Here is a 23,856-nt window from a genome sequence, read left to right on the forward strand (position 1 = left end):
ATGAAGGAATTCTTATGAGAAACCTTTTCTATTATATAACCTAAAATGCGCCAAATATTTGTAAGGTTTGATTATTTTGTACATTTAATATAATATTTAAATGTATAAATTGTAAGGGAAATATTGGAGGTGTTTTAATGGCAACTGAGCCAAGAACCGAGCCATACATGTTCCAAGTACAAGAGCATTTAGGAGATGGTGGATTCGGTAATGTTTATAGAGCAAATGGACTTTTTGATGATGATGATGATGTAGTAGCAATAAAGGTTTTAAAGACCGATCAATTAACTCCAAGTATTTTAAATCGATTTAATAGAGAGATAAGGATACACTCTAAATTGAAACATGTAAATATAGTCCCTATCATTGAGTTTGAGTTGGATGATAGTCTTCAAAGTGATGAAGGAAGAGGTCTAGCTTATTACACAATGCCTTTAGGGACATGTAATTTTAGAACTTTTTTATATGAATATAGGCAAAATAATTTCGGAAATATGGATGATGAAACTGCAGTATACTATTTCAATCAGATTTTAGATGGTATAGAATATGCTCATAGTGAAGAAATCATTCATAGAGATCTAAAACCTGAAAATATTATAGTTTATAGAGATAATGAAAGAGAGACCTTAAAAATCGCAGACTTTGGTTTAGGAAAATTTTTGCATAGTGATGCCACAATGTTAACACAAACTAGAATGGCTTTAGGTACTGATACATATGCTGCTCCTGAACAACGTGGAAACTCGAGAGATGTTGATGAAAGAGCTGATATATACTCTTTAGGGAAAATTTTATATGAGATGCTTACTTATGATATTCCACACGTGATTGACTATGAAAGAATTCCTCATTCAAAGCTTAGATATATTATTAGGAAAGCTACGCAGACTAATAAGGAAAGAAGATTTAACAATATTCAAGAATTAAAGGAACAGTTAAATCTTGCTATGGGATATACCAATACTGCAAAAAACTTATCAATGCAGTTTAATGAATTATATATAGGATACATTAATGAGGATAATGACCTATTATTAAAAGAAATATGTGACTTATTATTAAAAAATAATAATGATTACATCCTTTATACAGAAGATTTTATGAGATTAGATGAAAGTACAATTTCAGCAATATATGCGAATTCTAAGTATGAATTTTATGAAATTGTAGAGAATTATTTTTCTATTGCCGATGGAGGTCACATATACAGTTTTACAGATAAGATATGTGACTTTATTTTTAATAGATTATTATCATGTCTTAAAGAGAATATGGATTTGTATGAAAGAGCATTTGAAACTGTATTGTGTGTAGGATATAATCATAATCGTTTCTACATCGCACGAAGGTTTGCTAGAGAAATAGAAAAACTTTCTGAAGAAGATACAGAGTATAAAATGATTGTAGGAGATGTATTAGCAAATCATGAGGCGGCGACAAAATGGGTAAGATATTATGTGCATGAAGATCAACTTTGCGGATATCTTGCTACAGAAATAGCAAAATATTAACTGTTTAATAACATGATTTTTTACAGTTAATGATTATGATTTAGTTGCTACCTTTAGTAAACAAGCATAGAACAAGATGGATGGTTTTATAATTTAACCACATCAAAAACAATCATAATATGTATCATATATAGTAATCTTCCAGTTGTAATTCGATTGGAAGATTTTTGTATTTTATTTTCTGTTTGGTTACCAACAATTTTTTCTATAAATAATTATCACACTAAAATAAATGTAATATTGAAAGATTAATATTATGTATTTTTATAGCAGAAATTATAAAAAGTTTTTTTCGAGTTTGGTTTACGTTTTGAAATGTTCTATATATAATAACTTTTGTAAGAAGGATAAATACAAAAATTTACAATTGGAGTGTGGTTAAGATGAAAACACAATACATGGTTAGAAAACACAGAAAGATTATGCAAGAACAGTTTAAGAAAACAATAGATGCCTTCGATGGTATGTCTGACCAACCTTATTCGGGGAAAATGGGGCAATTTGGAAATGAATGGGGCAAGGTTCAGGCAATGCATTTGCTCATCTCCGCGGTAGATTCAGTAATAACATATTTGGACTATCAAGATGGTGATACCAAAACGCTTCTTCAATATAAAGAAGAATTAAAAACAGATCATGATAGATTGAAAGAGTCTGCAGAGATTTTGTTAGGCGAATTGTTTGATCGGCGTGAAAAGGAAAAAGAGATGAAAAAAAGAAATAAATTGATGACTAAATGAAGAGACATATTCTAATTATTAATTTTTATCACTTAAACTATATATATAGATTTATAAAAATGGAGGTTTTTGAAATGATTGAAAATATTTTATTAGACAGAAAACTTACAGAAGATGAAGAACATACATTGGCAATAACTCTTTCGTATGCGAATGATTATAAGCAATTTAGACCAAGAATTAAATTTGAGCAATGGCTGATGAAGGTGATGGAAATAGTCAGTAAACGTGAGCAAAATAAACGAGGTACAATAGATATAGATAAATTTTATAGAGGGTGGGAAACTCTGCAACCAGACAAGCATAAAATAAAGCTTGATTGGAATAGTGGCCATGTTTTGTTAAAATGATGATGTAAAAAGAAGATTAAGAATAATTGCAATTTTGAAAAACCAAGCAGGATTAGTTCGCTTGGTTTTTCAATATCAAAGAATCAAGTAACTTTTTGATTTCTTGTGCCACATGTAAAGGGATTTTTTCAACAGATGCTGTATTATTTGATGTCACAATAGCAATTTCGACACTTAGTCCTTTAACATTTGTATTTACTGAACTAATGGAAGATAAGGGGATTTCTACTTTGTTGTTTTGAAATACGCCTTCGATTTTGTGTGCAATTACTCTTTTATTGGTTATGTATAATTGTTCAGTTGGATTTGGTTTTGAAGCAGCAACGCCAAGTAATTGTTCATCTTCTAACAACTCTTTTTCGAATAATTCAATTTGTTTTCGCATTGCTTTACGTCTTCCCCAACCAGCTAATTTAATAGTTTCTTCAATAGTATTTAGCATCAGGAACACTCCTTTTGTTTAGATTCATTATAATTATATGAAAAATATTGATGAATTGTAATATATTTGATGAATCTTTATATATGGAGGTATTTTGTATTCAAAAATTATCATAGTGTAAAAATGAGCAAAAATCTGTTCATATATTCTGGATGTTTGGAAAAAACGAACAGAAAACAGTCCGTTTTTACACTGATAACTATATATACTAATAATAACTATATATACGATATTTAGCACAGAAAACTTTGCAGTTTTCGTGCTAGTGTCTTTTTACATATTGTAATCGGAGTGGGCGATAAAAAATTATAAATTTAAATGAAAAATATTAAAATTTTTGGTTTACAAATCTGCTTCTAGTACACATATGTTATGTAGGGTATTACTAAATGGTAAAAATATATGGGGGTTATGGAATTGAAAAATACTTACATTGTTTATAATTTGAATCTTATGGAACATCTTGTTAGAAAAGGTTATGGACTTGTTGGGATTTCTCCAAACAAACATTGTGAGGGGAAGTTTGTATTTTTCTTTAACGACAAAGATGGTCGTATTGAATATGCAGTGAATCAATATAAAAATCAAATTGCTTAAACAATATCAAATCCAATCAAATTAAAATCAAAGGAGAACATTAACGATGGGGAAGTTTATAAGACTACCAAACTCAATTGTATCTACAGAAGAAAAATTGGCGATGTCAGCTTTGCTCATGTGTGCTAAAAATGATAATGAAACAATTACATCAGTTGCAGTACTAGAAGCAAATTTAACAGGACTATCAAAACTAAATAGAAAAACACAAAATGCTTTGTTTAAAGGTTTAAGGTATTTATGTGAAAAAGGCATGGTGAAAATTGAAAATATGCCGAGTAAAGCAAATGATATTTTTAAAGTTATTATTACTGTTCAAGAGGGAACGTTCACAATGTTGTATTATGAAGAAATTCAAACAATTATGGGTGGGGATTATAAAGGAGCAGTGAACCGAGAATTATTTGCTTATTATACAGTTCTAGCATCATTTTATAATAATACGAAAAAAATTGCTTATCCATCAGTTGAGCAACTTGAAGCAGAAACAGGTTTGACAAATAAAACAATTATTAACTATAACTATAAGCTAGAAGAGTTAAATATAATTCATATTGAAAATAATGGGCTCATTAAAACGGAAAGTGGTGTACAAAGTTTAAGAAATACTTATTCTCGTAAAGAACACGCTGATTTATGTAAAAAAGAATCTGAAAAGTACAAAAAAATAATCGTTGATAAGGGTGGGCAAATTCTTCAAAAGAAAGATAAAAATAAGGATGCACAAAAAATAATGTTGGTTAAAGATGATAATAATCAGGAACAGTTATCAGATAAGCAAACTGTGTATGTTCAAAGAGATGAACATGGAGTTCCAATTATTGTATACAGATATGATAATGGCATTAAAGAAGATATGTTTGAATATGCAAGACGTTCTAATATGAATATGAAGACATATTTAGAATCAATTCAGAGACACCATGGAGCAATTATTAAATATATTCCATGCAATCTAACTGCATCGGTTGTAAGTTAAGACTATCAAGAAATGATAGTTTTTTATTTTGTTTAAAATCAATAAAACTATCAGTATTATGGTTTACAATTGGCAGTTTTGTGGACATATATATTGTAGGGTATTACTAAATGGTGAAATTCAAATATTAGGAGCGATAATTATGGAAAAATATATGACTGCAAAACAAAAAGAGGTATTATTCAAAAAACAACGCATTTTTGAGTTGAAAAATTCAGGTTATACTCATCAACAAGTTTGGTTCAAGTTAAATGAGGAATTAAAAGAGCTCGACATTAAATCTGTTTCAATCAGCTACATTTATAAATATTGGAATGAAATGAAGAAGCAACATGGGATTAGTTAATTGAGTGCCGATCATAAAAAATGATGGCACTTATTTGATTTAACAAGGAGTGTTGGGAATTGAAAAGTGATGGGGTTAAAGAAGGTTTTAGAAATACGGTTATGATTATGTGTTTATGGTTGTGGTTATTTGTTTCAAGGAGAGTGGTTGTATGGAAATTAAAAATGGAAGAATTCACTTATATAATTCAAGGTATTATTTGAATTTAGGTTCGTTTGGTATTGAACCGATTATAAGGTTCGAGTATCCAAGAGAAACAATATATGTTTATGAATATAGCAAAGCGACAATTAAATTACTAGAAGAAATGATGAAGGGCTCGTTAGATTAACGGGCTCTTTTATTTTGTACAAAGAGATAAAAGGAGACCAATAAAATGCTAAAAAACGTGATGAGAGATATAAAAAAGGAATTGAGTTATGAAAGAAATACTGAAAAAAGAATGGATGAAGTATCAAGAATTACAAAGAAATATAATCTTAATGACCATTTTCATACATTCAATGCAAAGAAGGTAACAAGTGATAGTAAAACAACAACTACAATTAATGAAATATTAGATTTTCTTGCGGGATACATTCTTGAAAGTGAAAATCTTACAACAAAGAAAAATGAATATAATATCTTGGATGAAAAGAGAATGAAAGATGTTGAAATGAATGAGCAAGGTCTTCCATCATATTCAAGCGATGATGAAGAAACTACTGCTGAATTTGAATTGACAAGCGCTCTGATTAACAAGGAGCGACTATTAAAATATGAAGATACTGTATATCAGTTGTTAAAAGGTGATTATGAATTAATCAATGATGGTGCGGTGTTTGAAGATTTATGGTGTTATCAAACAATACAAAATGAAGATGCTAGAGTACTCATAGAAGGAATTTATAATACAATATTATTTATCGGAAATCCATACATCATGTTCTAAGAAAAAAATAATGATTAATAGAAAAAGGATAAAGGAATTATTGTATGGCGATATTGGAAGTATTGTCCGCTCTTATACCAAATTTGAAAAAATACAAAAAAGAACAGGTGAAAGAGCCAATAAAAAATATGTTGCTGAATCTAGTGAAGAGATTGTAACCAATAAACATCAACAAATTTTTAAATGGCTCGTGGCTGATAAAAGTGCTATTACAAATCCAAATGAAATTATTCCGATCATAGATTTAGAACAAGCTATTGAAAAGAATATTGAAAGTTGTTTGTTAGATGAAAAAGATGTCGAAATGATTAAATTGTTAAAGAATCATTACAAAGGTGATTTAGTGGAATGTTTAAAGGTAAGTGGAAGACGTACAACATACCGTTATCGTCTTGAACGTTTGATAAATAAATTAGAAAAAATTTGCTGATTTTTTGACCAGAAGGGAGAGATTTCTCCAATATATTATGTAATGGTAAATACGAACTTTCTCAGGACTCTAATGTTGAAGCCATAGTGTCTAATTCATCTAAAAGACCGTTGAATTTTTAATCATTATCGGTATAGTTTTGCAAATTCACGAATGCTACTTATCTACTCCATTGATAAGTAGCAATACATAATTCATTTTCATACTCTCGGATGAATTTATTGGCACTTTTGTTGGTGCTACTTGACGCTCTCCTTACAGCTCCATTAACCATTTGTGTTAATGGGGCAATCTTTTTATTACTAATACATAATGAATCATAACAAATAGATTGGTGGTGTAACGTTATTGATTATTGATGAATTACTCAATACAACAAATAAACGATTGGCTCAAATAGATGAAATATTATTAATAAATGCTAATAGTATATTAAAGTCAATTGATATGCAGATACAATTGCTCAATGATGTTGAGGAACAGACAGAGGATAAACAATTACTTAAACAAATAAACAAACAAATAGAACAGTTAAAGAATAATAGAGTGTTATTGGTGTTGGTCACTAAATATATCGTGAAGAATGAATTAAATGTTCAAGAAAAACGTGTGATAACAAATATTTTAAAGAGAGATTAAGAATTAGATGCCCCGTATTAGTCCAGAAAAAATGGGTGTAGTCCTTAGAATAACTTAGCCACCATTATTCACACTTAACTGTACAAAATGCTTATAACTAAAATATGTAAAAAAATGTGAAAAGGAGTGATGATATGGCAAAACCACAACGATTAAAGAAACGTAATCAAGGTCGAACGAGTGGACAAGAATTGATTGAAAAAGAAAAAGAATTCAGTGAACATTTTTCAAAAGACCATATTGATAATCCTCCTGTATATTTCAGTGAAAGTGCTAAAAAGTACTATATATTTATTGTTAAAGAGTTAAAGAAAATTGATTTGGTGAATGATTTAGATAAACCGACGATTGAAAACTTGGCATTCTATTATTCATTAATTGAGGATTGTCATAAGACTATTTCTGAAGAAGGTCAATTTGTAGAACACTTACATGGTAAGAAAGCACATCCTGCAACCGAGCAACTAAATAAGCATACAACCAAAGCTAATGAATTAGCAAAATTATTATGTTTAACTGCTGATACTCGTCAAAAATTACAAAACATCAGTGAAAGTAATGAGGGAGATGAAATGATTGCTCGAATTATGAGAGGTGAGTTCTAAGTGTACCATTTGATTAACGTTGAGAATCTAAGAAACTTTAATCCAGATGAATATATGGAATTTGAAGGAATGCAAGGTTATTACTATCACATTGACAGTCCACAAAATGCAATGAGGAAATTGGAAGAACCGAATGTTATTGTCATAGAAAAATTAGTTCAATCTAATCAAATTATTGAACCAATATTGTGGATACTCAGATTTGAAAATGTAACAAACGTTGAGTACAAAAAGTATTTAGAACTCATGGAATATAAAGTAACTAAAAACAGTAACTCAAAAATGCTTAAACAAATTGAAGAGTATAGAGATTTAATGTTGTAAGAAAGGAGGAATTACGTGGGATTATTTGATTATTTTAATAAGAAAAATGATGTAGAAGAACGTTCATTATATCGCGGAGATGGCTCAGCGTTAGCATTAACAATGTTATTGGGTGGAGGAATTGTTAAAGCCGATCAATTAAAATCAATTCCAACTGCTAAAACATCGCTTGAATTAATATGTAATTCTATTGCTCAATTACCAATTTATTTGTATAAAGAGCAAAATGGTGAAATAGTAAAAGTACCAAATGACAAACGTGTCATGTTGCTTAATAATGAACCAAACGAATTTACAGATTCGGTTCAATTTAAGCGTAAATTGGTTGAAGATTATATTCTTTATGGAAAGGCGTTATCTTATGTAGAAAGAGCAGGAAATAAAGTGCTTCATTTACATGGATTAGATGCTGATAAAGTACAGTTTAAGAAGTTCACAGATGACGGTGTTGCTTGGAGTAAAATTGAAGTTCAATATATGGGTGTTGGTGGAGCGAAAATTTTACCATATGATAATCTACTGTTAATTGACAGTGGTTCGAATGGTGTTTTAAAGAGCGGTGAAAGAACGTTGCAATTAGCATTGAATGAGGTTGAATTCTCTAAAAGTCTATTAGAAAACTTTGCACTTCCAACAGGTGTTATTGAAACAACAAACAAACTTAGTGAGAATGCTGTAAAACGACTACGAAGAGGTTGGGAGTTATTATATGCCGGTGCAAGAAACGCTGGTAGAACAGTTATTCTTGAAGAAGGTTTAAAATATAAGCCAATTTCATTAAAACCAGACGAACTTCAATTAACAGATTCAAAGAAAGTGACCACAAGTGAAATTGCAAGGTTGTTCAATGTTCCAGAATCTATGATTAACTCAAATTTAAATAAGTATAATAGTAATGCGGCTGAGAATCTACACTTCTTACAATATACTTTGTCACCGATCATTTCAGCAATTGAAAGTGCATTGGATAAGTCATTGTTATTGTATTGGGAAAAAGAAGATGGTTACTATTTCCGTTTTGATGTAAATGAAATTCTTCGAGGAACGCCAAAAGAACAAGTTGAAACTATTGGATTAGCTCTTGAAAAAGGATTATTGAGTATCAATGAAGCTCGGACAATGTTAGATAAGAATCCAATTCAGAAAGATTACTTTATGTGGTCATTAGGTGATATATTGTATGATGCTGAAAAAGATGAGTTTACCGTACCGAATACAAGTATGGCTATAGGTGATGAAAAGTTATCTGAAAATAAAACTGAAAAATCAGATAAAATGGCAGGTGATAAGAAAAATGAAAATGGAACTACGAGTTAATCAGACCAACATTGAAGCAAATGAAGATGGCTCAATGACTGTCAATGGCTATGTAAATAAGACTGAACAATTTAGTAAAATGTTGGGACGAAACGACCAGTTTAAAGAAAAGATTTCACGCGGTGTTTTTAAACGTGCAATTGAGAAGGCAAAAGAAATTCACTTTCTCGCTGAACATGATGGTGAAAAGATTTTGTCTTCAACTAGAAACGGTTCTTTGGAATTGTCAGAAGATGCAAATGGACTTTATATGTCTGCAACAATTACACCTACATCTTGGGGCAAAGATTATTATGAATTAATTAAGTCAGGAATTTTAAAGAACATGTCTTTCGGATTCCGCTCAATTAAAGATTCATGGAAAAAGACTACTCAAGGTTATTTTGAACGGACAATCCATGAACTTGAATTATTTGAAGTTTCAGTTGTAAAAGACCCTGCATATTCTCAATCTTCAATTTCTGCTCGTGGAATTGATGTTGTTGAAGAGGTTGAAGTACCTGACGAGGTTAAGAAGAAAATAGTAAGAAATGTTCAAGAAATGAGTCGCAAGGCTCTTATTGAATTGCGAAATGACTTGCTCGAACAATCACAAAGTTATGAAACTCGTGGTCTTACGGAAGAACACGAATATGAGCAATTAAAATCTCAAATTCGAGATATTGAAATACAACTAAAAAAAATAGATAAGAAAGAGGTTAGAAATATGGTTGAATTATTAAGTCCAAACGATACAAATGTAGAACAACGTGGTTTTGAAGAATTTTTAAAAGGTCACTTATATTCTGAAGAAGTTCGTGCAATTACAACAGGTACGTCACCAGGAAAACTAACAGTTCCAACTTCAATTTCCGATCAAATTATTAAGAAATTAGAAGAAGTAGCTCCATTATTTGCACTATCTAAACAGTTTCCAAGTGAACATGGTTATCTTGAAGTGTTAAAAGAAACAGGTATTGGTGGAGCTCAATGGCTAGGTGAAATGGAAAATGCAACTCCAGCAGACTTCACAATGTCAAAAGTAAAATTAGAACAAAAACGTTTAACAGCTGCTATTGAATTATCACAACAACTAATTAATGATGCTGGCTTTGATATTGTGAGTTATGCAATCAATGTTTTATCTCAACGTATTGCTTATTCAGTTAACCGAGCAATTGTTAATGGAAATGGCGTTGGACAAATGGAAGGTTTCTTAACTGCAACATTGGCTTCAGAATCAGTGGTTAAAACAACTGCAAATACAGTTACTACTGATGATGTTTTAGGACTATTCAACTCTATGAATCCAGAACTAATCGAAGGTGCAGTGTTTGTTATGAATCGTAATACTTGGAATGCGGTTTCAAAGCTGAAAGATGCTGAAAACCGATACTATCTTGTGGATTTCAAAAATGGTAATGGTTCTAAATATTACAATATGCTTGGATTACCGGTAATGATTTCAGATGCCATGCCAGATATTGCAACAGAAAACAAAGCAATTGGTTTAATTAATATGGGTGAAGCATATGGAACTCTGATTAAGAAGGGAATTGAAGTGCAACATGTTTATGCTGATAGCGCTCAAGCACTTCGTGGTTCTCAATTAATCGTTGCTTCTATCTATCTTGATGGTAAAATTATTAATGACCAAGCAATTCGTTTATTGTCTATTGTTGCATAAAGTAAGAATTTCACTTACCGTATTGTAGATTATAAATAATGCGGTAAGTTCCCAACACTCCTTTATATACCCGATGAATAATTCCGTTCATCGGGTAATACATATTAATGATTAATTTTCAATTTTTCTTTTAATTGGTTAAATAAATTTTCATTATTACCTTCTAAAATTATGTAGTTATGCTCATATTCATCATAGTTTGAAACGATATCATCCATGGTGCTTAAGTGTTTACTTATTGTTACGGCTTTAAAAATTATTGTCACAGATTTAAAGCTTCCATGACTCCCCTTTTTTATATTATCAAGTCTAAATAGGTCTTGAACAACGGTAATATTACTTTTAAATTTATTTATAACTTCTGTATTTTTTTCATGGTCTTTTAATTGTACTGAACCGGCTCCTCTTTTAACCGATATCCCATACTTAATTTTATTATCTTTAGATAAAAAAGCATAGTCAATGGTATTTTCTTTATTGTTATATCCTATTTTTTTGACATCACTTTTAATAGTATATTTAATATTTAATTCATCTTTAAAGGCTTTTAAGAACATAGCTACCAATAATTCAGTTAATCCTGTTAGATTGTCAGTGTTGCCTTTATATTCATCACATTTTCTGTAAAAACGTTCTTTAATGATGTATAAATCATTACATGTAATAGTTCGGATATTATTTTTAATTTGCATATACATATCATCAAAAAGCGATTCAATTAATAATGATTGCATGTTAAAATCGACCTCCTTTTAATATAAAATAACAATTTTATAACTAAATAATAAAAGCATATCATTTGATATGCTTTTTGTATTGAATTTTTTTAGCAAATTTATCTTCATATCTGAATGAGTGAACAGACCCTTTAACTCTCCAATCAATACCTTCCCGTATACTTTTATGAATCGGAGCAAATGGCAACGTTGACCGATGAACATATTCCTTCATAAATCGAGCGGTAGCTTGGATAGAAGGGAAAGTTTGTTTATATTCACCATTTTCATACCATTTAATACGAATACCTACAGCACGTTTGTTTTTTTCTTTTACACCCTCGACATTTTCGATTGTTTCTTTTGAATTAAAACTCTCCATAGTTATACCACCTCTAAATTGTATTATTTACCATTAATGTTATATTAATCTAGTTATTTTTCTGTGTAAAGATTTATTAAAAAAAGTTAAAAATAATTTTTCTATTTGGTTTCCACATTTAAATGAACTATATATAATAACTTCGAAATGCAAAACAAGGTATTTGTGAGCTCTTCAAATAGAGCCTTTATATAGTTAGAAAATTATCTAGAGGGCAGGTTGATGTAATGTGAAGAATACAATTTTCGGCACTGTAAACGAACAAATCAAAGTAATGTCTCGAGAACATTTGGAAGATGGATTAACTAGAACAACTTTTAAGTATGGAAAATTTACTGTTATCGGAGTAAGTAATGAACCATCAACAGAAGCTATTAAACGAATGGGTGAAAATATGAATAGTATTGCTGAAAAATATGTAAATGAAGAATTAGAACAAAATATTGCTTGAATAATATAATTATTTTCTTCTAAACTATTTAAAAATTACCAGTATTTGTTAAAATTATTTATATATTACATGACAAAATGAGGTGTCATAACATGAAACCAAATATTAAAGAAGTAGCTATTTATTTAAGAAAATCAAGAGATGAGTCTGATGGAAAAGAAGATGTTCTAGCAAAACATGAAAGTTTACTTTTAGAGTATGCAAAAAATCACAATCTTAAGTATAAGATTTATAAAGAAATTGGAAGTTCTGAATATATTGATTCAAGACCAAAGATGGTTCGTTTGTTAAGTGATGTTAGCCAAAAACTATATGATGCAGTTTTGGTTGTTGATTTAGACCGTCTATCACGTGGTGATCTTGAAGAGATGGGGCGTATTAGTAGAGTTTTTCGTGATTCTAAAACAATAGTATTAACACCAACTAAAACATATGATTTTAATAATGAAGACCAAGCACTTATTAATAATTTTGAAATGGTATTTGCAAACCATGAGTTTCGTATGATAAAAAAGCGAATGATTCGTGGTAAACAACAAGGTACAAAAGCAGGGAAATGGACAAATGGAAGACCGCCATTTCCATATGTTTATAATCGCTTAACGAAGGAACTTGATGTTGATCCAGATAAAGTGAAAGTTTACGAACTTATGAAAAAGATGTTTTTGGAAGACATGAAAGCAACCTATGAAATTGCTTGGAAGCTGAATGAGTTAGGATTTAAGACTAATAGGAACAGTTATTGGTATGAAAATACAGTTCGCAGGCTATTAATAAATGAAGTGCATTTAGGAAAAGTTGTATATGGAAAGACTTCCGGAAGTGGTTCTAAGAAAAAGCCGAGTGCTAATGGTGTTCAACTAAAAGATAGGTCTGAATGGATTATTGCTGAGGGTTCACATCAACCATTAAAAACTGAGGAAGAGCACCAACGTATATTAGCGATACTTGAATCAAGAAGATATACACCAAGGGGAACGAGAACGAATGTTCAAGTGCTTTCAAAGTTGATATACTGTGGTAAATGTAAAAGGGTAATGTCTTTTACTGGAAAGGCGAGTGGCAAGAGATACGTAAAAACCTGTTTGACAACAGATCGTTTTGGAAGTCGCTGTCATAATAGGAGTCTTAATGTTGAAGTTATTTATGCTCAATTATTTTTGGATTTAGAGCAATATGAGCAACAATTACTTAGTCATGAACCAAAAGAAAAACAGGGTGATAGTTCAACACTTCAACTAGCTTTACAAAATAAACATGAAGAGTTAGAACGGTTAGAGAAAGGTATTGAACGTATTAAAGATTTGTTTATTGATGAAATGATTGATAAGTCGGAGATGCAGAAGCGAATTGAAAAACAAAAACAATCAATGCGAACGAAGAAAGAAGAAATTCGGTCTATTGAACAATCACTTGCAGTTATAGAGAATGTAAGAACAGATGATGATAGGTTACATACAATTAGGGAATTTAAGAAGGCATGGGATACGGAAGGTATTAGCAAAAGAGAACTGAATATTCTTGCTAAACAACTGATTGATAGGATTGAATATGTTCGTGAAGGAAATAATGTACAAATTAATATAAAATTTCTGTAAAGCAATTGTTAAAATTAGGGGTGTTTAAAATAATGTGCAATATGTAAAAATGATATAAAAGAAGGCGTTATCTTGAGTTATTAAAGATAACGCCTTCTTTTAATATTAAGAGTTAAAAAAGGTATTCAAAAGTTTTTTGAATGGCTCCCAACCTGTTGTTACGGTTATGATAGATGAGACTAATCCAATAAATGTAATAAGAGAATTAAAAAACTTAAATATTGCATTGTTCGAAATTTTGGAAAGGGTTGTATACTGAATTAGTCCTGTCCAGTATAATGTTGAAATTGGTAAGGTAACCACAAATTGAACTCCTTCTCGTAGCAACATAAAAGGGTTTTTTCTTTCTTTTTTAATCTGTTGTAGCAATTCTTCATTATTAGAGATACCTCTTAATAATTGGTTTTTTACCATTTGAAATTCTTCTGCTAGCACTGGCTTACTTAATACAAAATCAATGTCGTTGTGTGTACGTAATGAAGATACAACATTTACAACTAGTTGGTAATTTTTAATAATATAGTTTGAAAAAGCTGGTTGATAATCAATCTCCCCTAAACTTCCTAAGGTTCTTTGGGCTTTTAAAGAATTTTTAATTAAATAGGTATATAATTGATCTTCTTCAACGCTACTAGTTTTTCCACGATAATGGTTAAGATATAAAACAAAACTTTTATTATATTCGTTGAGAAACTTAATATTATTTTCTAATTTATTTAATGTTTTTGAGTGTTTAATAAGTCCTATTATTACTAAAATGAAAATAGTTAAAAAGGTAATATAAATCATATCTTTAACCGCCTATTTAAGTTATTTGTATATTCTTGATTTTAGCATATAATAGGTTGAATATCACCTGATACTGCCTGCCTTGGATTAATATAATAAAATAAGGTATCACCAGATTACCTTACACTAATGTAAGGTTTTTGTCATTTGAATCGATGGAAGGTATTTCCGAACTTTACTAATATAAAAGCATAGTTAGTAGAAGGGCGGAGAAGTAGTATGAACATTAGAGAACTCGCATTTCGAAATGTAACGCGAAATAGACGAACATACTCAGCTTATTTTTTGAGTAGTGCATTTGCCATTATGGCTTTTTTTGTGTATTCATTTTTTGCGTTTCATCCGGCATTAAGTGCTGGAGAATTAGGGCAGTACGTATTTGTAAGTATGTCTTTTGCACAGTCTATTATTTACTTATTTACATTTTTCTTCATTTTATATTCTATGGGAATGTTTTTAAAAACGAGAAAGCGTGAGCTAGGGATATTAATGATGCTTGGAATGACGAAATATCAATTAAAGCGTCTTATCTTTTTTGAAAATATCATGATTGGAATAGGGGCAATTATTTTTGGGATTCTTTCAGGTATGTTATTTTCAGGGATATTAATTTTTGTAGCCCCGATGATTTTAAAATTAGATATTTCTTTATCCTATTACATACCGATGAAAGCGATTGTTGTAACGAGTATTATGTTTTTCGTATTATTTATGATTATTTCATTGTTCAGTGCAGGAATGGTTCGTAAAAATAAAATTATGAAATTGTTTAGAGGATCAGCAGAGGCGAAGCCAGAACCGAAGGCATCTATAATTTCTTCTATATTAGCAGTAGTATTGCTTAGTGCTGGTTATGCAGGAGCTCTTATGTCACATGGTGCAATGGTATTTGTAATGATGATTCCTGTTACAACGGTAGTCATTATTGGTACGTATTTGCTGTACAAGCAGTTGAGTGTCTTTATTATTAGACTATGTAAAAAAAGTAAACGTTTCTATTGGACACAGACAAATATTATTACTTTGTCAGATTTAGCATACCGTATGAGAGATAATGCAAGGATGTTCTTTATTGTAACAATTATTTCAACAGTAGCATTTTCAGCAATAGGTACATTGGTTGGGTTTGCTTCGATGACGAAAGAAATTATGGAGAAACCAATTGCGTTTCACTATCATTCTAAGCAAGGGAATAGCAATGAGTCACAGCATCTGAAAATCATTGACGAAGGATTAAAGAAATATAATATAGCAGCTTCAAAAACGAATATTTCCACAAAAAAAACGGAGGAGCAGTCGTTAAGAAGCGCCACCTTTATAAACGAATCAGACTATAAGGAATATGCAAAGTTAACAGGAGAACCCATTAATACGGTATCAAATAAAGAAGCTTTATTTTTGTCAGTCGATATACCAGGACCTCCGATGAAAGAAAGAAATGAAATTACATTACCAAATATGAACGAATCTTTAAATGTGAAAAAAGTTAATACTTCTTCATTAAGTAAAATACTAAGAGGAAACGTTTATGTAATCTCTAACAATCAGTATGATGCATTACAAGATGGATTTAAAGAGGAAAAAGATTATGTGTACAAAACAGAAGGAACGAAAGATGAAATTGAGGTTGGTAAAGAACTTACTAATCAGATGAAGCCTTATGAAGAACATATAATGTTTAGTGCAGAAGAATACGAACAAAACCAAAGTTTACAAATCGCAGGACCAATTCTATTTGTAGGTTTCTTTATTGGTATTGTATTTTTCGTTTGTGCAGGAAGCTTTCTTTACTTCCGTTTATTTTCCGATTTAGAGGACGATACTCGCTTGTTCGAGATGATTCGAAAAGTAGGCTTAACGAGTGGAGAATTATCGAAAGTAGTTACAATCCGATTGGCACTTTTATTCTTCGTTCCAATAGGTGTTGCAACATTACACGGGGCGGTAGCATTAACGGCATTAGGACAAATGTTTGAGTACTCACTTTTTAAAGAGAATACGATTGTATTAAGTATTTTTGTAAGTATTCAAGTTCTATATTTCGTCATTATACGATCTCGTTATTTAAAACAATTGAAAGAAAGATTGAATATTCGTTAAATGTGTTTTTTTAACTTTTGTACTATATTTTCTAAAAAGAGTAAGGCATTACCAAATATATAGTGATAAAATGAAAATAGCGAGGTGAAAAAAATAATAGAGAGTAAGGAGGGAGTAACATGAAAGCAACAGGAATTATTCGAAAAGTAGATGAATTGGGACGGATAGTTATTCCTAAAGAATTACGAGATGTATTAGGAATACAAATCAAATCACCACTTGAAATTTTTGTAGAAGAAGACAAAGTCATTTTACAAAAATATCAACCTTACAATGCTTGTCAAATAACAGGTGATGTTTCAGACCAAAATATTTCATTAGCAAATGGAAACATTACTGTTAGTATAGAAGGGGCAAAACATGTAATAAAAGAAATTGAGCAGTTTTTGAACAAGAGTGAGATTTAGTCTTAATTTATCCCGCTATTTGTGGAAGCCCTGCTGCCCGTAAACGCCCGATTGGTGAGGGCTAATAATCAGTAGGGGATGAACACCCCCCACTGATTATAGTTTCACTTTATATTATTCTTTTGAAAAACTGAAAAATAAAAGGACCATTAAATGGTCCTTTTATTTTGTTTATTGAGAAATATTTGAGAGGGAGGGAAATGGAACGAATAAAACGAATGTTAAATCTAAACGTATTCAATAGTGGTCTGAAATGAAAATAATACATTTTCAGGAGGGATTACGATGAATAGTAGTACAGCGAATAAACAAAAAGGCATTAAATTAATTCCGTTTACTGTAAATAAAGTGGTTGAGCAAGTAAATGAAATTCCACCAGGTGTACAACTGATTCATGCTCCGCAAGTATGGGAAAAGAGTGCGAAAGGGAAAGATATTGTCGTTGCCGTTTTAGATACAGGTTGTGATATAAGTCATGTAGATTTAAAAGATCGTATTATTGGTGGGAGAAATTTCACGAAAGATTATGAAGGTGATCCGAAAATTTATCTTGATAATAATGGGCATGGTACTCATGTAGCGGGGACAATCGCAGCAACCGAAAATGGAGTGGGTGTATTAGGTGTAGCACCACTTGCTAAAATGTTAGTTTTAAAAGTATTAGCTGGAGACGGTTCTGGAAGCTATGAGCAAATTATTGAGGCCATTCATTATGCTGTAAATTGGAGAGGACCGAATAAAGAGAAAGTGAGAATTGTTTCAATGTCACTTGGTGGCCCGCAAGACGTACCAGAATTACATGAAGCTATTCAAAATGCGGTAAAACAAGACGTACTTGTCGTGTGCGCTGCAGGAAATGATGGAGATTGTAACGATGATACTTCAGAATTAGATTTTCCAGGTGCTTATTCTGAAGTAATTGAAGTAGGTGCTGTTAATTTAGAACGAAAAATTTCATGTTTTAGTAATTCAAATCAAGAAATTGATTTAGTAGCGCCAGGTGATGAAATACTGTCTACGTATCCAGAGGGGAAATATGCAGTATTAAGTGGTACTTCAATGGCGACGCCGCATGTCGCTGGGGCGCTAGCACTCCTCATAAAGCAGTGTGAGAGAGAGTATGGTAGAAAATTATCAGAGCCGGAAATATATGCACAACTTATTAAAAGGACTGTACCTTTAGGGTATGAACGTACATCTGAAGGGAATGGATTAATAGATTTATTAAAAGAATAGGAAATACTAAAAACCATCTCATATGAATATGAGATGGTTTTTAGTATTGATCAGTTGCGTTTAGTACGACATTTAATAAGCCAGGGAATCTAGCATTTAAGTCTTCTTCTCGAATTAAAGTAAAACGCATTGGAAAATAGTTTAAGAAGATTACAGACTGATTATATTGATTTATATTATTTACATTTTATAAATACTGAAACAAGTTACATAGATTCAATCGGAGAGCTTACGCGCCTAAAAGAAGAAGGGAAAATCCGTTCAATTGGAATATCAACGTAAACGTAGAGCAATTAAAAGTAGCGAATCAGCATGGAGATATAGATGTTGTACAAGCACCTTACAATATGTTAAATCGTACTGCTGAGGAAGAACTATTACCGTATTGTATAGAAGCTGGTATTTCATTTATACCGTATGGACCTCTTGTCTTTAGAATATTAGGTGGTAAATATATAGAAGATTTTAAATTGAACGAAGGCGATTAGCGCCAAAGTGTAAATCTATTTGAGGAAAATACATATAAGAAAAACTTTAAGAGAGTTGAAGAGCTAAAAGGTTTAGCTGAAGAAAATAATATTGCAGTGTCTCATTTAGCGTTAGCGTGGTTATTAAATAAAAAAGGAATTGATACTGTTATTCCTGGCGGGAAGCGAGCAGCGCAAATAAGAGAAAGTGTAAGAGCGGTGGCCGTTTTATTGAATGAAAAGGATATGAAACAAATTGAATCTATATTAGAAGATTAGAAGGGAAGAGGTGAGTGTTTTAACACTGAGCTTCTTTTCTTAAAAAAATAAAAAATCCCTACAGAGATAGGGATTTATATATCGGCATATAGTTCCTTGGAAAAGGATATATTTAGCTTACCATAATGGAGTACGTATATTTGTGAAATAGATGTGAAAGTAATGTGAAAATGCCGTAATAAAAAGCACTGTTTTAGCTAAAACAGTGCTTTTCTCTTTGATTGCACAGTTGCTGCATTTTCATCATGTATTCCTGCTTCTTCAATAATTCGCTTTTTTACTTTATTTAATAGATGGTCTACTGCTTCACCAAAATAGTTAGCTTCGCTTTTTGTGCGGGCTTCTCGTAAACATTTATAGTTTTCTAGCAGTTCCTCTTTTTCGGAGTTTGTTAAGAAATCTTCTATTTTCTTTTTTGTCATACGAAACACCCTTTCTTCTGACAAACGACGCAATAGAAAATATTTATTTTTCATTATAACAATAATTTAAAAAGAAAGTATATACTAACGTCGCAATAATTTGTCAATTTCTTGAATCTTCTCATCAGCTTTTCCAATTTGCGTATTTTTAGCCTGCTCACCACCAAGAGCCTGGTGAAGTAAGAACGTTTGGCCAGAAATAGCAGTCACAATGGACACCTTGATTATTTCTTTTATTAAGGTGGCATCGAATAAAACGAGTCCGAGAAGTGCAGCTAGACAGCCGGTAAAAATATCAGTTAAAAAACCAAAATGAAAAAAAGTTTTCAAACGGCGTGGAAGCAATAACTTACCTTGGTTATTGATTAGATGGGAAACGAAGCCGGTAATGCCACCAACGAGAACAGCAGTTAGCCATTGATACATTTCCATCGAATCCACTCCTTTTAGTGAATAAGATTCGATTTTTACATATTGATTCCTTTTAATATTTCATATAACCATATTGAGAAAGTTTGTTTGGGCATATTCCGCATTCAATTTAATTATAACGGAAAATTCCGATACATTTCAGTCTAGTATATGAATTGCTTTTACTATAACCAACACTATACTTGGTTTCATGTACTAGAAGATAAGATTAGTCATTGTGGACAAACTAAAATGCTAAAGGGTTAATTGTTTGAAAATTACATTAAATAAGGTGGCTTTTTAATAAGATATTCCATATAATGAGAGTAATTAAAATTAGAACGGGGTGATGTGTTATGGCGAAATTGACTTATATGAATAATAAACCAAATACAAAGGTGGACGGAAAGGGCGATACTCTATAAGTGAGCGCACAATCCTTCCACTAAGTTCAAACTAGGGAGGATATCAATTTGAATCAAAATATTTTAGAATCGTTCGGATGGGATTCTTTTTTTGAGGAACAAGCTGTAGAGAACTATGAAGTAGGACGTATTTTACTTGAGCATAAGCATATATATAGGATTATTTGTAATGATGGTGAATATGTAGCGGAACTGTCTGGAAAGTTTCGTCATGAAGCGTTAACGAAAGGGGATTATCCGGCAGTTGGTGATTGGGTGTATATAAAGAAAATAGAAAATGAGAAAAAGGCAATTATTCACCGTATTTTTCCGAGAAGAAGTTCTTTTTCAAGACAAGAAGCTGGTAACAGAACTGAAGAACAAATTATTGCAGCGAATGTAGATTATCTATTTTTAGTGAATGCTCTTAACCATGATTTCAACGTAAGAAGGATGGAACGTTATTTGTTATTGGCTTATGAGAGTGGTGCAATGCCTGTTATTGTTTTAACGAAGAGTAGTTTATGTGAAGATGTGGAACAGAAAATTGCAGAAACTGAAGCGGTAGCAATCGGTGTTCCGATATTTGTTGTTGATAGTTTAGTGTACGTCGGAATAGAATCATTGCAACAATTTGTTTCACCAGGAAAAACAATTGCTTTAGTTGGATCTTCAGGTGCAGGGAAATCTACTTTGTTAAATGCATTAATAGGAACAGATGTAGCAAAAACCGGAGATATACGTGAAGAAGATAGTAAAGGGAGACATACGACAACTCACCGTGAGTTATTCCACTTACCAAGTCGTGGTTTAGTAATTGATACTCCTGGTATGAGGGAACTTCAGCTTTGGGAAGGAAGCGCGGCAATTCAAACTACATTTTCTGATATTGAAGATCTTGCAAATACTTGCCGCTTTCGAGATTGTAAACATGATGGTGAACCAGGATGTGCAGTGCGAAGTGCTATAGATAACGGAATTATACCCGTAGAGCGCTTGCTAAGCTATAAAAAGCTGCAAAGAGAATTGGCATATGTTATGAGAAAACAAAACATTACTCTGGCAAGAGCGGAACGAGATAGATGGAAAAAGATTTCTAAACAACATAAAAAAATGTAAAAAACCAAAGGGCTTGTTCCTTTGGTTTTTTGTATTTGTAAATTTTATAATAATATTATTCGTATATATAGACAAAGGGAGTTTATTTGTTTAAACTTTACAAAGTGTTCATCAAAACAAGTTATAAAAATAGAAACTAAGGAATGGGATATATTCAAAATTAGCTCTATATAATCTTTAAAACTTAATATTGAAATACAGGAGGTTTGTAATGCGTAAACTAGTAAGTCGGTTTAGAGATATGAAAGTAGCAAAAAAGCTATTAATTTCATTTTTTGTTATATTAATTGCGGCAGTCTCTATTATTGGGGGCATGTCGTATCAAACAGCTAAAAAGAATTTTGAATCACAAATTATGAGTAGCGCTCAAGATAATATAAAAATATTGGATAATTTAATCAATCAAATGATTGAAGCGAAATTCAACGATGTAAATAATTTTGCACGAGTGATTCATAGTGATATGTATCAAGGGGATAATCAGGATGAACTAAGAAAAACACTATCTCAATATATTAGTTTGAACAAAGATGTAGAACAAGTGTATGTTGCCGGAAACGATAAAAAATTTGTACAAGAACCAAATATACAAATGGCAGCAGATTATGATCCAACAGCGCGTTCTTGGTATAAAGATGCAGTGAATAAGCAAGGTGGAATTGTTGTCACTGAACCATATAAAGCACAAGGGAATGGACATATTGTCGTAACAATCGCAAAACAAACTGAAGATAAAAATGGTGTTGTTGCGGTAGATTTAAGTTTAGATAATTTATTAAAAACAACAAAGTTAATTAATATTGGTAAAAAAGGCTATGCTTTCATTTTAGATGGAAAACAAAAAATAATTGCTCACCCTCAAGAAAAATCGGGTGACAGGGCAGATGATTCTTGGGCAAAGAAAATATACGAAGATAACAATGGTACTTTTTCATACACTTATGGTGGTAGTGAAAAGAAAATGGTATTCGCTACAAATTTAAAAACAGGTTGGAAAATTGCGGGGACGATGTACTCAAATGAAGTAGTTGAAGCTGCTCAACCTGTATTTTATAATATGTTAATTGTAATGTTTATTTCATTAGTTGTAGGCGGAGCGCTTATTTATTTCGTGACACTTTCTATTACCAAACCTTTAAAACAATTAGTTGTCACTTCTAAAGAAATAAGCGAAGGGGACTTAACTCAAACGATTCAAATACATTCAAATGATGAAATTGGACAACTTGCTAAAGGTTTTAATGAGATGACTCATTCATTACGTACATTAATTGGAAGAATTAATACTTCAGCAGGGCATGTTGCAGCTGCATCTGAAGAGTTAACAGCAAGTGTTAGACAAGCGAGTGAAGCGACTGAACAAATTACAATGGCAATGGATGAAATATCAAGTGGTGCAACGACGCAAACAGCAAGCGTAGAAAATGGTGCCATGTTACTGTTTGATGTAACAGAAGGGATTCAGCATGTAGCAAATAGCTCATCATCTATTAATACTGCTTCTGCTCATACACGTGAAAAAGCAGAAGATGGCGGAAAACTAGTAGGAAAAACAGTAAATCAAATGCAGTCTATTGCGGCATCTGTTTCGCAATCAGATGCAGTTATTCAGTTATTAAATAATAAATCAAAGCAAATTGGTGATATTTTAGAAGTCATTCAAAATATTGCAGATCAAACAAACCTTCTAGCATTAAATGCAGCAATTGAGGCTGCAAGAGCTGGTGAGCATGGAAGAGGCTTTGCAATTGTTGCTGATGAAGTACGAAAATTAGCAGAACAATCTAGTGTATCATCGAGTGAAATTAGTAAATTAATTTCTGAAATACAAGATGATATGAGTAAGACAGTAAAATCTATGAATAATGTAAATGAAGAAGTTCAATCTGGACTTGTTATCGCAAATGAAACGAAACAAAATTTTGCTGAGATTTTACAATCTACAAATGAAATTGTTGATCAAATTAAAACGATGGTTGAAACGGCTAATGGAATGTCAAAAGGTGCAAATGAAGTATCTATTTCGGTTGGTCAAATTGCTATGACAGCACAAACTAATGCGACGAGTACACAAAGTGTTGCAGCATCAGCTGAGGAACAGCTAGCTTCCATGGAGGAAATTGGTTCTGCAGCTGGTACACTATCTCAAATGGCTGAAGAGTTACAAGTATTAATTGAAAGATTTAAAGTGTAAA

Annotated in this window: 27 protein-coding genes and 2 pseudogenes; 22 read left to right on the forward strand and 7 right to left on the reverse strand. The window is 31.5% G+C overall.

What is annotated here, in order from left to right; translation table 11 throughout:
• Positions 1–137 precede the first annotated feature (137 nt).
• The 3 genes from QUF93_RS11800 (at position 138) to QUF93_RS11810 (ending at position 2,604) form a co-directional block, all read left to right on the forward strand.
• The gene (locus tag QUF93_RS11800; RefSeq protein ID WP_289375297.1) at positions 138–1,514 is read left to right on the forward strand and encodes a serine/threonine-protein kinase; all 1,377 of its coding nucleotides are present in this window, start codon (positions 138–140) and stop codon (positions 1,512–1,514) included.
• A gap of 422 nt (positions 1,515–1,936) precedes the next feature.
• Positions 1,937–2,254, forward strand: coding sequence for a hypothetical protein (locus tag QUF93_RS11805; protein ID WP_289375299.1), 318 nt, complete (start codon positions 1,937–1,939; stop codon positions 2,252–2,254).
• Positions 2,255–2,328: 74 nt separating this feature from the next.
• Entirely contained in the window at positions 2,329–2,604 is a 276-nt protein-coding gene (locus QUF93_RS11810; protein WP_289375301.1) for a hypothetical protein, read from the forward strand.
• Between the two features lie 52 nt (positions 2,605–2,656).
• Here QUF93_RS11810 and QUF93_RS11815 read toward each other — a convergent pair whose 3' ends face one another.
• Positions 2,657–3,046: a PH domain-containing protein gene (locus tag QUF93_RS11815; RefSeq protein ID WP_289375302.1), complete on the reverse strand. Its 390-nt coding sequence runs from the start codon at positions 3,044–3,046 to the stop codon at positions 2,657–2,659.
• A gap of 417 nt (positions 3,047–3,463) precedes the next feature.
• Between QUF93_RS11815 and QUF93_RS11820 the strand changes: the two genes are divergently transcribed.
• The 11 genes from QUF93_RS11820 to QUF93_RS11870 all read left to right on the forward strand — a co-directional run bounded on the left by QUF93_RS11820 (position 3,464) and on the right by QUF93_RS11870 (position 10,880).
• Positions 3,464–3,643: a hypothetical protein gene (locus tag QUF93_RS11820; protein WP_289375304.1), complete on the forward strand. Its 180-nt coding sequence runs from the start codon at positions 3,464–3,466 to the stop codon at positions 3,641–3,643.
• A 46-nt stretch (positions 3,644–3,689) separates the two neighbouring features.
• Positions 3,690–4,622, forward strand: coding sequence for a helix-turn-helix domain-containing protein (locus QUF93_RS11825; protein ID WP_289375305.1), 933 nt, complete (start codon positions 3,690–3,692; stop codon positions 4,620–4,622).
• A gap of 142 nt (positions 4,623–4,764) precedes the next feature.
• On the forward strand, positions 4,765–4,968 hold the full coding sequence (locus tag QUF93_RS11830) for a hypothetical protein (protein ID WP_063217754.1): 204 nt from the start codon (positions 4,765–4,767) through the stop codon (positions 4,966–4,968).
• A 151-nt stretch (positions 4,969–5,119) separates the two neighbouring features.
• Positions 5,120–5,299, forward strand: coding sequence for a hypothetical protein (locus QUF93_RS11835; protein WP_059038124.1), 180 nt, complete (start codon positions 5,120–5,122; stop codon positions 5,297–5,299).
• Between the two features lie 45 nt (positions 5,300–5,344).
• Positions 5,345–5,899 carry a hypothetical protein gene (locus QUF93_RS11840; protein ID WP_289375309.1) on the forward strand — a complete coding sequence of 185 codons (555 nt, stop codon included), beginning with the start codon at positions 5,345–5,347 and terminating at the stop codon, positions 5,897–5,899.
• Positions 5,900–5,909: 10 nt separating this feature from the next.
• The gene (locus QUF93_RS11845; RefSeq protein WP_289375311.1) at positions 5,910–6,329 is read left to right on the forward strand and encodes a hypothetical protein; all 420 of its coding nucleotides are present in this window, start codon (positions 5,910–5,912) and stop codon (positions 6,327–6,329) included.
• A 348-nt stretch (positions 6,330–6,677) separates the two neighbouring features.
• On the forward strand, positions 6,678–6,968 hold the full coding sequence (locus QUF93_RS11850) for a peptidase M23 (protein WP_098562374.1): 291 nt from the start codon (positions 6,678–6,680) through the stop codon (positions 6,966–6,968).
• 134 nt (positions 6,969–7,102) lie between these two features.
• Complete coding sequence (locus QUF93_RS11855; protein ID WP_001118332.1) at positions 7,103–7,573, forward strand: phage terminase small subunit P27 family; 471 nt, start codon at positions 7,103–7,105, stop codon at positions 7,571–7,573.
• Complete coding sequence (locus QUF93_RS11860; RefSeq protein ID WP_161519795.1) at positions 7,574–7,897, forward strand: hypothetical protein; 324 nt, start codon at positions 7,574–7,576, stop codon at positions 7,895–7,897. It abuts the gene before it with no gap.
• Between the two features lie 15 nt (positions 7,898–7,912).
• Positions 7,913–9,214 (forward strand): phage portal protein, encoded by a 1,302-nt coding sequence (locus QUF93_RS11865; protein WP_161519796.1) that lies wholly within the window; start codon positions 7,913–7,915, stop codon positions 9,212–9,214.
• A complete protein-coding gene (locus tag QUF93_RS11870; RefSeq protein WP_289375317.1) occupies positions 9,192–10,880 on the forward strand; it encodes a phage major capsid protein in 1,689 nt (562 codons plus the stop codon). The genes QUF93_RS11865 and QUF93_RS11870 overlap by 23 nt, the downstream gene beginning before the upstream one ends.
• Positions 10,881–10,984: 104 nt before the next feature.
• On the opposite strand, the gene QUF93_RS11875 is transcribed toward QUF93_RS11870, so the two are convergent.
• Together QUF93_RS11875 and QUF93_RS11880 are read right to left on the reverse strand one after the other, a co-directional pair.
• Positions 10,985–11,614: a hypothetical protein gene (locus tag QUF93_RS11875; RefSeq protein WP_097979642.1), complete on the reverse strand. Its 630-nt coding sequence runs from the start codon at positions 11,612–11,614 to the stop codon at positions 10,985–10,987.
• Positions 11,615–11,675: 61 nt separating this feature from the next.
• Complete coding sequence (locus QUF93_RS11880) at positions 11,676–11,978, reverse strand: hypothetical protein (protein WP_098900226.1); 303 nt, start codon at positions 11,976–11,978, stop codon at positions 11,676–11,678.
• A gap of 229 nt (positions 11,979–12,207) precedes the next feature.
• On the opposite strand from QUF93_RS11880, the gene QUF93_RS11885 reads away from it, so the two are divergent.
• The gene (locus QUF93_RS11885) at positions 12,208–12,429 is read left to right on the forward strand and encodes an acyl-CoA thioester hydrolase (RefSeq protein WP_289375322.1); all 222 of its coding nucleotides are present in this window, start codon (positions 12,208–12,210) and stop codon (positions 12,427–12,429) included.
• 92 nt (positions 12,430–12,521) lie between these two features.
• A complete protein-coding gene (locus tag QUF93_RS11890; protein WP_289375323.1) occupies positions 12,522–14,027 on the forward strand; it encodes a recombinase family protein in 1,506 nt (501 codons plus the stop codon).
• A gap of 105 nt (positions 14,028–14,132) precedes the next feature.
• Here QUF93_RS11890 and QUF93_RS11895 read toward each other — a convergent pair whose 3' ends face one another.
• Positions 14,133–14,816, reverse strand: coding sequence for a hypothetical protein (locus QUF93_RS11895; protein ID WP_289375324.1), 684 nt, complete (start codon positions 14,814–14,816; stop codon positions 14,133–14,135).
• 219 nt (positions 14,817–15,035) lie between these two features.
• On the opposite strand from QUF93_RS11895, the gene QUF93_RS11900 reads away from it, so the two are divergent.
• The 3 genes from QUF93_RS11900 to QUF93_RS11910 all read left to right on the forward strand — a co-directional run bounded on the left by QUF93_RS11900 (position 15,036) and on the right by QUF93_RS11910 (position 18,559).
• A complete protein-coding gene (locus QUF93_RS11900; protein ID WP_289358897.1) occupies positions 15,036–16,916 on the forward strand; it encodes an FtsX-like permease family protein in 1,881 nt (626 codons plus the stop codon).
• Positions 16,917–17,035: 119 nt separating this feature from the next.
• Positions 17,036–17,323, forward strand: a complete 288-nt coding sequence (locus QUF93_RS11905) for an AbrB/MazE/SpoVT family DNA-binding domain-containing protein (RefSeq protein WP_002118493.1) — start codon at positions 17,036–17,038, stop codon at positions 17,321–17,323.
• A 285-nt stretch (positions 17,324–17,608) separates the two neighbouring features.
• The gene (locus QUF93_RS11910; RefSeq protein WP_289358898.1) at positions 17,609–18,559 is read left to right on the forward strand and encodes a serine protease; all 951 of its coding nucleotides are present in this window, start codon (positions 17,609–17,611) and stop codon (positions 18,557–18,559) included.
• A 40-nt stretch (positions 18,560–18,599) separates the two neighbouring features.
• On the opposite strand, the pseudogene QUF93_RS11915 reads toward QUF93_RS11910, so the two are convergent.
• Positions 18,600–18,686: pseudogene (locus QUF93_RS11915) on the reverse strand (transcriptional regulator); the annotation flags it as partial.
• Here QUF93_RS11915 and QUF93_RS11920 point away from each other — a divergent pair.
• A pseudogene (locus QUF93_RS11920) lies at positions 18,683–19,305 on the forward strand (aldo/keto reductase); the annotation flags it as partial. The pseudogenes QUF93_RS11915 and QUF93_RS11920 overlap by 4 nt on opposite strands.
• Before the next feature lie 197 nt (positions 19,306–19,502).
• On the opposite strand, the gene QUF93_RS11925 reads toward QUF93_RS11920, so the two are convergent.
• Positions 19,503–19,727 (reverse strand): hypothetical protein, encoded by a 225-nt coding sequence (locus QUF93_RS11925; protein ID WP_002171494.1) that lies wholly within the window; start codon positions 19,725–19,727, stop codon positions 19,503–19,505.
• A gap of 84 nt (positions 19,728–19,811) precedes the next feature.
• Positions 19,812–20,159 carry a DUF4257 domain-containing protein gene (locus QUF93_RS11930; RefSeq protein ID WP_002118502.1) on the reverse strand — a complete coding sequence of 116 codons (348 nt, stop codon included), beginning with the start codon at positions 20,157–20,159 and terminating at the stop codon, positions 19,812–19,814.
• Between the two features lie 452 nt (positions 20,160–20,611).
• Here QUF93_RS11930 and rsgA point away from each other — a divergent pair, with 452 nt between their 5' ends.
• Both rsgA and QUF93_RS11940 read left to right on the forward strand, forming a co-directional pair.
• Complete coding sequence (gene rsgA / locus QUF93_RS11935) at positions 20,612–21,661, forward strand: ribosome small subunit-dependent GTPase A (RefSeq protein WP_289375325.1); 1,050 nt, start codon at positions 20,612–20,614, stop codon at positions 21,659–21,661.
• Between the two features lie 211 nt (positions 21,662–21,872).
• The gene (locus QUF93_RS11940; protein ID WP_289375327.1) at positions 21,873–23,855 is read left to right on the forward strand and encodes a HAMP domain-containing methyl-accepting chemotaxis protein; all 1,983 of its coding nucleotides are present in this window, start codon (positions 21,873–21,875) and stop codon (positions 23,853–23,855) included.
• The last annotated feature ends 1 nt before the right edge of the window (position 23,856 follow it).

Source organism: Bacillus hominis (assembly GCF_030348325.1).
Taxonomy (GTDB): domain Bacteria; phylum Bacillota; class Bacilli; order Bacillales; family Bacillaceae_G; genus Bacillus_A; species Bacillus_A hominis.

What these genes read in the sequence shown, in the direction of transcription:
- QUF93_RS11800 (WP_289375297.1), top strand. Translation starts at nt 138, where the DNA reads ATGGCAACTGAGCCAAGAACCGAGCCATACATGTTCCAAGTACAAGAG.
- QUF93_RS11805 (WP_289375299.1), top strand. Translation starts at nt 1,937, where the DNA reads ATGCAAGAACAGTTTAAGAAAACAATAGATGCCTTCGATGGTATGTCT.
- QUF93_RS11810 (WP_289375301.1), top strand. Translation starts at nt 2,329, where the DNA reads ATGATTGAAAATATTTTATTAGACAGAAAACTTACAGAAGATGAAGAA.
- QUF93_RS11815 (WP_289375302.1), bottom strand. Translation starts at nt 3,046, where the DNA reads ATGCTAAATACTATTGAAGAAACTATTAAATTAGCTGGTTGGGGAAGA.
- QUF93_RS11825 (WP_289375305.1), top strand. Translation starts at nt 3,690, where the DNA reads ATGGGGAAGTTTATAAGACTACCAAACTCAATTGTATCTACAGAAGAA.
- QUF93_RS11830 (WP_063217754.1), top strand. Translation starts at nt 4,765, where the DNA reads ATGGAAAAATATATGACTGCAAAACAAAAAGAGGTATTATTCAAAAAA.
- QUF93_RS11835 (WP_059038124.1), top strand. Translation starts at nt 5,120, where the DNA reads ATGGAAATTAAAAATGGAAGAATTCACTTATATAATTCAAGGTATTAT.
- QUF93_RS11840 (WP_289375309.1), top strand. Translation starts at nt 5,345, where the DNA reads ATGCTAAAAAACGTGATGAGAGATATAAAAAAGGAATTGAGTTATGAA.
- QUF93_RS11845 (WP_289375311.1), top strand. Translation starts at nt 5,910, where the DNA reads ATGATTAATAGAAAAAGGATAAAGGAATTATTGTATGGCGATATTGGA.
- QUF93_RS11855 (WP_001118332.1), top strand. Translation starts at nt 7,103, where the DNA reads ATGGCAAAACCACAACGATTAAAGAAACGTAATCAAGGTCGAACGAGT.
- QUF93_RS11870 (WP_289375317.1), top strand. Translation starts at nt 9,192, where the DNA reads ATGAAAATGGAACTACGAGTTAATCAGACCAACATTGAAGCAAATGAA.
- QUF93_RS11875 (WP_097979642.1), bottom strand. Translation starts at nt 11,614, where the DNA reads ATGCAATCATTATTAATTGAATCGCTTTTTGATGATATGTATATGCAA.
- QUF93_RS11880 (WP_098900226.1), bottom strand. Translation starts at nt 11,978, where the DNA reads ATGGAGAGTTTTAATTCAAAAGAAACAATCGAAAATGTCGAGGGTGTA.
- QUF93_RS11890 (WP_289375323.1), top strand. Translation starts at nt 12,522, where the DNA reads ATGAAACCAAATATTAAAGAAGTAGCTATTTATTTAAGAAAATCAAGA.
- QUF93_RS11895 (WP_289375324.1), bottom strand. Translation starts at nt 14,816, where the DNA reads ATGATTTATATTACCTTTTTAACTATTTTCATTTTAGTAATAATAGGA.
- QUF93_RS11900 (WP_289358897.1), top strand. Translation starts at nt 15,036, where the DNA reads ATGAACATTAGAGAACTCGCATTTCGAAATGTAACGCGAAATAGACGA.
- QUF93_RS11905 (WP_002118493.1), top strand. Translation starts at nt 17,036, where the DNA reads ATGAAAGCAACAGGAATTATTCGAAAAGTAGATGAATTGGGACGGATA.
- QUF93_RS11910 (WP_289358898.1), top strand. Translation starts at nt 17,609, where the DNA reads ATGAATAGTAGTACAGCGAATAAACAAAAAGGCATTAAATTAATTCCG.
- QUF93_RS11925 (WP_002171494.1), bottom strand. Translation starts at nt 19,727, where the DNA reads ATGACAAAAAAGAAAATAGAAGATTTCTTAACAAACTCCGAAAAAGAG.
- QUF93_RS11930 (WP_002118502.1), bottom strand. Translation starts at nt 20,159, where the DNA reads ATGGAAATGTATCAATGGCTAACTGCTGTTCTCGTTGGTGGCATTACC.
- QUF93_RS11940 (WP_289375327.1), top strand. Translation starts at nt 21,873, where the DNA reads ATGCGTAAACTAGTAAGTCGGTTTAGAGATATGAAAGTAGCAAAAAAG.